The organism is Streptomyces capoamus (genome assembly GCF_014654935.1).
Taxonomy (GTDB): Bacteria; Actinomycetota; Actinomycetes; order Streptomycetales; family Streptomycetaceae; genus Streptomyces; species Streptomyces capoamus.
Genome location: NZ_BNBF01000016.1, coordinates 1 through 7,289 on the forward strand (window position 1 = coordinate 1; position 7,289 = coordinate 7,289).

Below are 7,289 nucleotides of genomic sequence, written 5' to 3' on the forward strand. Positions count from 1 at the left end.
TCCTGCCCGCCGCCGCGGCACAACTTCGTGACCCTGCCGCGGATCCGCAGCGAGTCCCCGGCGTTCGACCTGCACCATCCGGACGTACGGGAACGGGAGTTGACCGCGCCGTGACGGCTCGCGACGAGCGGGAGCTGGTGAGACAGATCGAGGGGCATCTGCTGCTGGCCGCGGCTCGGGAGGAGGGCCGTAGCGCCGCGGCGCGGCTCAGCTCCCGCCTCGGCGGGCTCACCGACAGCCAACGACACCACATCGAGGAGCAGTTCGAGGCGGAGTACCTTGCGCTGGCCGGGCTCTCGTGGCGCCGCACGGCCGAACGCGCCGAGGAGCTGCGCCTGGCGTACGAGGCGCGGTACCGGGCGCTGCGCATGCGGCTGCTGGCCTGCTGTGTGCTGGGCTGTGCGCTGCTGGCGGCGGTGGTCCTGGTGGCGTCAGGCGCCGGAGGACGAGCGGTCGAAGGCGGCGCGATAGGCCGTGGGGGTGAGGCCGACCCGGTCGACCAGGTGCTTGCGCAGGGAATCGGCGCTGCCCAGACCGCTTTGTGCGGCCACCTGGTCCATGGGCAGCCCGGTGGTCTCCAGGAGTTCCCTCGCCCGGTCGACGCGCTGGTGCAGCAGCCACTGGAGCGGGCTCAGCCCCGTCTCCGCGTGGAAACGCCGGGTGAGGGTGCGCACGCTCGTCGTGGCGTGCCGGGCCAGGTCGGCCAGGGTGAGCGGGCGGTCGAGGTGTTCGAGCGCCCAGACGCGGGTGGGGGCGAGTGAGGTGCCGCGCTCCGGCGGCAGCGGGGTCTCGATGAACTGGGACTGGCCGCCCGGCCGTACGGGAGGGACGACCGCGAGCCGCGCCGCCGCGTTCGCGGCCGAGGCGCCGTAGTCGAGCCTGACCAGATGCAGGCACAGGTCGATGGCGGCCGCGGCCCCCGCCGAGGTGAAGACGCCGCCGTCCTCGACGAAGAGGGGGTCGGGCTGGACGTCGACGGACGGGTAGCGGGTGGCGAGGGCGTCGGCCAGTCCCCAGTGGGTGGTGGCGCGCAGCCCGTCCAGCAGGCCGGCCTGGGCCAGTACGAACGCGCCCGTGCACAGCGAGGCGATGCGCGCGCCGCCGGCCGCGGCTTTCCGCAGCGCGTCGAGCACCTCGGCGGGAGCCTGTTCGCCGCCGCTGCCGACGGCGATCACCGTGTCGGCCCCCGCCACGGCGTCCAGGCCGTCCGGCACCACGATGTCGGGGCCGCCGACGGTCGGCGTCGGACCGGGCCGCGCCGTGCACACACGCACCTCGTAGTGCTCGACGCTGTGGAACACCATGAGCGGGATCGAGACGTCGAAGCTCAGTACGGGCGGCACGACGACCGCGGCGACGCGGTGCGGGGCCGGAACCTGCATGGCCAGAACCTCCGGATGGATGGCATTGTGGCCACTATTCCATGGAGCCGCGGACCGGCACCGTGGTCGGCATGACATCTCATGTGATCGTGGGGCGCGGGGCCGCCGCGTCGAGAACCGCTCTCCTTCTCGCCGGAGACGGTGAACGGGTGCGAATGATCAGCCGGACGGGCGGCGGGCCCGATCACCCGCTCATCGACAAGGTGGCCGCGGACGCCACCGACACCGACCGGCTCACCGGCCTGACGGAGGGCGCGGACACGCTGTTCACCACCGCCGCACCGCCGTACCACCTCTGGCCCGAGCAGTTCCCGGCCCTGTCGGCGTCGCTCCTCGCCACGGCGAGGCGGACCGGGGTCGCGTACGTCATGCTGGGCAACCTGTACGGCTACGGGCCGGTGGGCGGCCCGCTCACGCCGGACCTCCCCCTGACGGCGACCGGCCGCAAGGGCAGGACCAGAGCACGGATCTGGGAGGAGGCCGCCGCCTCGGGGGTGAAGGTCACCGAGGTGCGCGCCGCCCAGTTCTACGGCGCCGGCGCCGTGTCGGTGTTCAGCCTCATGGTGCAGCGGCAGGTCATGGAGGGCCGGCTGGTCCTGGTGCCGCAGGAACTCGACGTGCCGCACAGCTACTCGGCGATCGGCGACACCGCGCGCACGCTGGTCGCCGCGAGCCGCGACGAGCGGGCGTACGGCCGTGCCTGGCACGTGCCCACCGCGACCCTGTCGGTGCGGGAACTGGCCGGGCGTCTCGCCGGCCTCGCGGGTGCGCCGCGACCGCGGGTGGAGGAGATGACCGAACGCGACCTGACCCTGCTGGCATTCACCGAGCCGTTCTGGGCGGAGCTGCACGAGGTGCTGACCAAGCCCGGCCACCCGTTCGTCGTCGACTTCTCCGACACCGAGAAGATCCTCGGCGTGGGCGCCACCCCGGTCGACGACGTGCTGGCGGAGGTGATCTGACGCCCCGTCCGTCCGGGCCGGCCGGTGCGCCCGGGCGGGTCAGCCCATGGTGAGCACCATCCGGAAGCGGGCGGCACCGGAGAGCATCTTGCCGTACGCCTCCCCGGCCTGCTCCAGCCGGACCGGCTCGGTCATCGGGCGGATGCCGTGCAGGGCGCTGAAGGCCATGGTGTCCTCCACGTCCTGGGAGGTGCCGGACGGGTGCCCGCGCACCACCCGGCCGGTCATGAGCAGCTGGGCCGGGCTGATGCCGAGCGGCGCGGTGTCCGCGCCGATGACCACCAGCTCCCCGCGGTGGGCCAGACCGTCCACGGTGGCCGTGATCGCCTCGGAGTTCCCGGCGGTGGCCAGCACGACCCTGGCGCCGCCGAGGGACTGCAGCGCCTCGGCGACCGGGGTGCCGGAGGTGCTGTCGACGTAGTGGTGGGCGCCGAGCTGCTTGGCGAAGTCGGCCTTCTCGGCGCCCCGGGCGATCCCCACGGTCTCGAAGCCCATCGCGACCGCGTACTGCACCCCGAGGTGTCCGAGGCCGCCGAGCCCCAGCACCGCGACCAGGTCCCCGGGCCGGGCGGAGCTGCGCCGCAGACCGTTGAACGTGGTCACGCCCGCGCAGGCCATCGGTCCGGCGTCGCTCGCGGCCAGCCCCTCGGGGATGCGGGCGAGCGCGTCGACGGGTGCGATCACCTGCTCGCCGAAGCCGCCGTCGTAGGCCCAGCCCGGCACCTTCAGGTTCCGGCACACGATGAAGTCGCCCTCGCGGCACGGCGTGCAGTGGCCGCAGCTGCCGCCGAACCAGCCCACGGCCACCCGGTCGCCGAGCTGCAGGCCGCGTTCCGCCGCTCCCTCGCCCAGCTCCTCGACGCGCCCGGCGATCTCATGTCCGGGGACCTCGGGGAAGGACACGCCGGGCAGCCCGCCGCTCACGAAGAGGGCGTCGCTGTGGCAGATCCCGCACGCCTCGACGGCGATCCGCACCTGGCCGGGTCCCGGCCGCGGCACCTCGCGCTCGACCAGCTCGAAGGCGCCGTCCGGCTCCGTCACCTGCGCAACTCGATAGGTACTCATGGGTCTCTCCCGCGTACGGGTACGGGTACGACGGTCCCCAGCACCAGCAGACCAGCTCCCGCCCGATCCCGCGCGCCGAACCCGGGCGCACCCCCGTTGACCTGGGCGGGCCGGTCAGGGGCGGCCGGGCCGCCAGCCCTCCGGCCGGAGCATCCCCAGCAGCAGCCGGACCAGCTCGTCCACCACCTCGTCCAGCGTGGCGTCCACCCAGCCGGCGGTCCAGTCGTGCAGCAGGCCGTTGACGCTGCCGATGAAGGCGGTGGCCGCGAGGCGGTAGTCGCGCGGCGCCGCCTCGCCGCGGGCCACGGCCGCGTCCGCCTCGGCACGGATCAGGTCGACCCAGCGGGCCCGGCGGGCGAGCCGCTGCTCCTCCAGGCGGGGGCTGACCCCGATGATCTCCACGAACGCGATCCGGATGCGGCGCGGGTCGCAGGTGACGTCGCGGGCGTAGGCGCGGAAGAGCACGGTGGCGCGCTCGGCCAGCGGCAGGCCGTCCGCGGTGGCGAGGGCGGCCAGGACGGCCTGTTCGGCCCAGCCGTTGACCTCCAGGTGCAGCGCGGCGAGGACGTCCTCCAGGGTGCGGAACTCCTCGTAGAACTGGCGTGTGGACAGGCCCGCGGCCTGGCTGAGCGCGGCGACCGTGGTGCTCCGGTATCCGGGGGTGTCGCCGAACAGGCGCAGGGCCGCGTCGAGGAAGCGACGGCGGCGCTCGGCCTGCCGTTCCTCGGCGGACCGGCCGCCGTACCGACCCGTCGGCGCTCTGAGCCTGCCCCCCACGTGTCCTCCTCCGTCCCCGCCGTTCCCGGCCGATCACCCCAATCTTGTCGTGCACACATCTTGTCGAGAAGGCCGCCTCCTCCTTACTTTTCAGTAAGTTCACTGTGAATGCGCGTGTGTTCAGATTCCCCTTCAGATTCTGCTGAGGAAAGAGAGCCGCCATGCCTGCCCCGAGAACCAGGCACCTGTGCTCCGTGGCCGCCGCCCTCGCCCTGACCGCCGCCGGCCCCGCGACCGCCGCCTCCGCGGCCTCCGCCGCCCCCGGCGGGCTGCGCGAGGTGCTGTTCGTCGGCAACAACTGGGACGGGACCGCCGACGTCATCCGCTCCTCCGGCGACTTCGCGAAGGTCGGCCGGATCAACGTCGTCCCCGACAAGGACGCGCGGATGGCGGAGATCAACGCGGATCCGATCAAGTGGATCTACTTCCAGGCGATACGCAACAGCGTCGGCGAGGGCCACGACCAGTTCGCCGACGACATGTACTCGACGCCCGACGGCCGTTCGGTGGTGGTGTCCCGGCCGAGCTTCGCGGACGTCGTCTCCGTCGACCTGGCCACCGGAAAGATCAACTGGCGTTTCCCGGTCGCCGGATACCGGGCCGATCACATGGCGGTGTCCCCGGACGGGACCCGGGTGGCGGTCTCCGCCTCGACCGCGAACACCGTGCACGTCCTGGACATCGGCACCGGCAGACAGCTCGGTTCCTTCGCGACCGGGGACAAGCCGCACGAGAACGTCTTCACCAAGGACGGCAAGTACATCTGGAACATGTCCATCGGAGACGTCAACACCGCCCTGGACACCCCCGGCTGGGACTGGACCAAGGGCGACCGGCACATCACGGTCGTGGACGCGACGACGTACAAGCAGGTCAAGGTCATCGACATGCGGCAGCGGCTGGACGCGTTCGGGCTCAAGGACTTCTCCGACGCGGTCCGCCCGGCCGTGTTCTCCCCCGACCAGTCGACGCTGTACTTCCAGGTGTCGTTCTTCAACGGCTTCCTGGAGTACGACCTCGCCACCGACAGGATCACCCGGATGAAGACCCTGCCGAAGAACCCGGCGACCAGCGAGGACCGCACGACCTGGGTCAACGACTCGCGCCACCACGGCATCTCGATGAATCCCGAGGGCACCAAGCTCTGCGTCGCGGGCACCATGGACGACTATGCGACCGTCGTCGACCGTGCCTCGCTGCAGGAGGGGCCGCTGGTGACGGCGTCCAAACCGTACTGGGCGACGGTCAGCGGGGACGGCAAGGACTGCATCGTCTCCGAGAGCGGCGCCGACCAGGTGACGGCGATCGACTTCGCCACCGGCCGCAAGGTCACGTCGGTCCCGGTCGGCGACCACCCGCAGCGGGTCAGGCTGGGCCATGTGCAGGCCGACTGGACGGGCCCCGGCGGCAACTGACGCGCCGCCGGTCCGCGGCCTCCGGGGTCCCCCACTCACCCCGGAGGCCGCACCGCCGCCGGGAAGCGCGCCGCCGCCCACGCGGCCAGCTCGGCCCGCGCCCCGGCCAGCAGGTCCGCCGAGGGGGCCGTGGCGCCCTGGGTGACCAGGGCGTAGTGCAGGACGCCGGAGTCCGCGTCGGTGAGCAGCAGCCGGCGGCTGCCCGTGCCGCCCGGCTCCGGGGCCACGGCGACCGGGGTGGCGGAGGTGTACACGGGCGGGCCGTACACCGTGCCCAGGTCGGAGACGACCGTGGTGGCGGTGGGCGGGAAGGACGCCGGCAGGTGCAGCTCGGTGGGCGCGGTGCCGTCGCCGGAGCGCCACACGAGCAGCCCGTACCGGCCCGTGCCGACCAGTTCCGCCGTGTCCGGCAGGGAGGCGGGGACCGGGTTCCAGGTCAGCGTCGTGGAGCCGTCGCGCGAGCGGTCCTCGTACGTGAAGGCGAGGGCGGTGCCGGCCGTGGCGCCCGGGTAGAGGCGGTCCAGGAGGCGGGCGTCCTGGCGCAGCACGGGGTTCCCGGAGTCGTCCAGCCGGACCGCCGACAGGTCCTCGTCGTTCCAGGCGTCCCCGCCGGTGAGCACCTTTCCGGGGTTGCCGTTCATCAGCTCGTGGTGGCGGCCGTTGTAGAGGTCCCACTGCCACTGGGTGCCCGACAGCACCGGACCGGAGGCGGCCGGTCCCGTCCACCAGCCGGCGCCGGGCAGGCGGGAGTCGAGGGCCTGGTACATGGCCTTGAGGACGGTCGGCGCCTTGTCGGCGACCACGCCGGCCAGGGGGTGGCCGAACTCGCCGACCAGGGCCGCGGTGCCGGCGGCCGCGGACCGGTCGCGGACGGCGGCGAAGTCGGCGGCGTACTGGCCGTCGGCCGCCTTGCCCCACATCAGGATGCCGGAGATGGCTTTCTGGTCGTAGAAGTGGGTGTCGAAGGCGTAGCCCGGGCCGAGCGTGCCCGCGTCGAGCAGGCCGCCCTCCTGCCTCTGGGCGGGGATGTTGGCGTTCCAGAAGAGGTTCGGCTCGACGAAGGCGGGCTTGTCCTGCCAGCCGGCGGCGTCCATGCGGGCCCGGAACCGCGTGTAGAAGGGCCAGAGCAGGTCGCGTTCCCAGGCGCGGGAGGTCTGCCCGGGGTCGTAGCCGCCCGCGTACGGCTCGTTGTACGGGTCGAAGCCGGCGATCTCCGCGAACTCCTGCGCGCTCAGGTTCCGGCGCAGGTGGGCCATGGTGGCCTGGGCGGTGGCCAGGAAGGCGTCCTGCAGGCCGTGGGCGTCGTGCCAGAAGTCGTACTGGGCCTTCTGCACGGCCGTGTTCTGGGTGATGTTCTGGCCCCAGAAGAGGCAGAGGCCGCAGGACTCCCGGGGGTAACTCGCGGCTTCGGCGGCCCACTTCGGGGCACCGTCACCGGTGTACCAGCTGCCGGTGCCGAACAGGTACCGGGAGAAGAGGTCCTGGTGGAAGTCGGGGTAGACCCGGATGCCCGCGTCCAGGAAGGCGCGGATCTGCTCGGTGGCGGCGGCCAGGTAGGCGGTGTCCACCTGGCCGCGTACCGGTTCCGCGTGCGCCCAGGAGAGCAGGAAGCGGACCGCGTTGCCGCCGCCGAGGGCGCGCAGCGCCGCCGCGGACCTGCGGGCGTCGGCGGTCGAGGGGAAGGGCAG

The 7,289-nt window shown here is 73.0% G+C and carries 6 protein-coding genes; 2 read left to right on the forward strand and 4 right to left on the reverse strand.

The window, feature by feature from the left end:
* Nucleotides 1–431: 431 nt before the first annotated feature.
* A complete protein-coding gene (locus tag IE312_RS23660) occupies nucleotides 432–1,382 on the reverse strand; it encodes a GlxA family transcriptional regulator (protein WP_189984347.1) in 951 nt (316 codons plus the stop codon).
* A gap of 155 nt (nucleotides 1,383–1,537) precedes the next feature.
* On the opposite strand from IE312_RS23660, the gene IE312_RS23665 reads away from it, so the two are divergent.
* Nucleotides 1,538–2,344 (forward strand): Rossmann-fold NAD(P)-binding domain-containing protein, encoded by an 807-nt coding sequence (locus IE312_RS23665; RefSeq protein WP_229900352.1) that lies wholly within the window; start codon nucleotides 1,538–1,540, stop codon nucleotides 2,342–2,344.
* A 39-nt stretch (nucleotides 2,345–2,383) separates the two neighbouring features.
* Here IE312_RS23665 and IE312_RS23670 read toward each other — a convergent pair whose 3' ends face one another.
* Both IE312_RS23670 and IE312_RS23675 read right to left on the reverse strand, forming a co-directional pair.
* Nucleotides 2,384–3,409 (reverse strand): alcohol dehydrogenase catalytic domain-containing protein, encoded by a 1,026-nt coding sequence (locus IE312_RS23670; RefSeq protein ID WP_189984348.1) that lies wholly within the window; start codon nucleotides 3,407–3,409, stop codon nucleotides 2,384–2,386.
* A 114-nt stretch (nucleotides 3,410–3,523) separates the two neighbouring features.
* On the reverse strand, nucleotides 3,524–4,186 hold the full coding sequence (locus IE312_RS23675; RefSeq protein ID WP_189984349.1) for a TetR/AcrR family transcriptional regulator: 663 nt from the start codon (nucleotides 4,184–4,186) through the stop codon (nucleotides 3,524–3,526).
* 161 nt (nucleotides 4,187–4,347) lie between these two features.
* Here IE312_RS23675 and IE312_RS23680 point away from each other — a divergent pair, with 161 nt between their 5' ends.
* Nucleotides 4,348–5,601 (forward strand): YncE family protein, encoded by a 1,254-nt coding sequence (locus IE312_RS23680; RefSeq protein ID WP_189984350.1) that lies wholly within the window; start codon nucleotides 4,348–4,350, stop codon nucleotides 5,599–5,601.
* Nucleotides 5,602–5,636: 35 nt separating this feature from the next.
* Here the strand turns inward: IE312_RS23680 and IE312_RS23685 are convergent.
* The coding region (locus IE312_RS23685) for a glycoside hydrolase family 5 protein (RefSeq protein WP_229900353.1) at nucleotides 5,637–7,289 on the reverse strand (1,653 nt) is incomplete at its 5' end.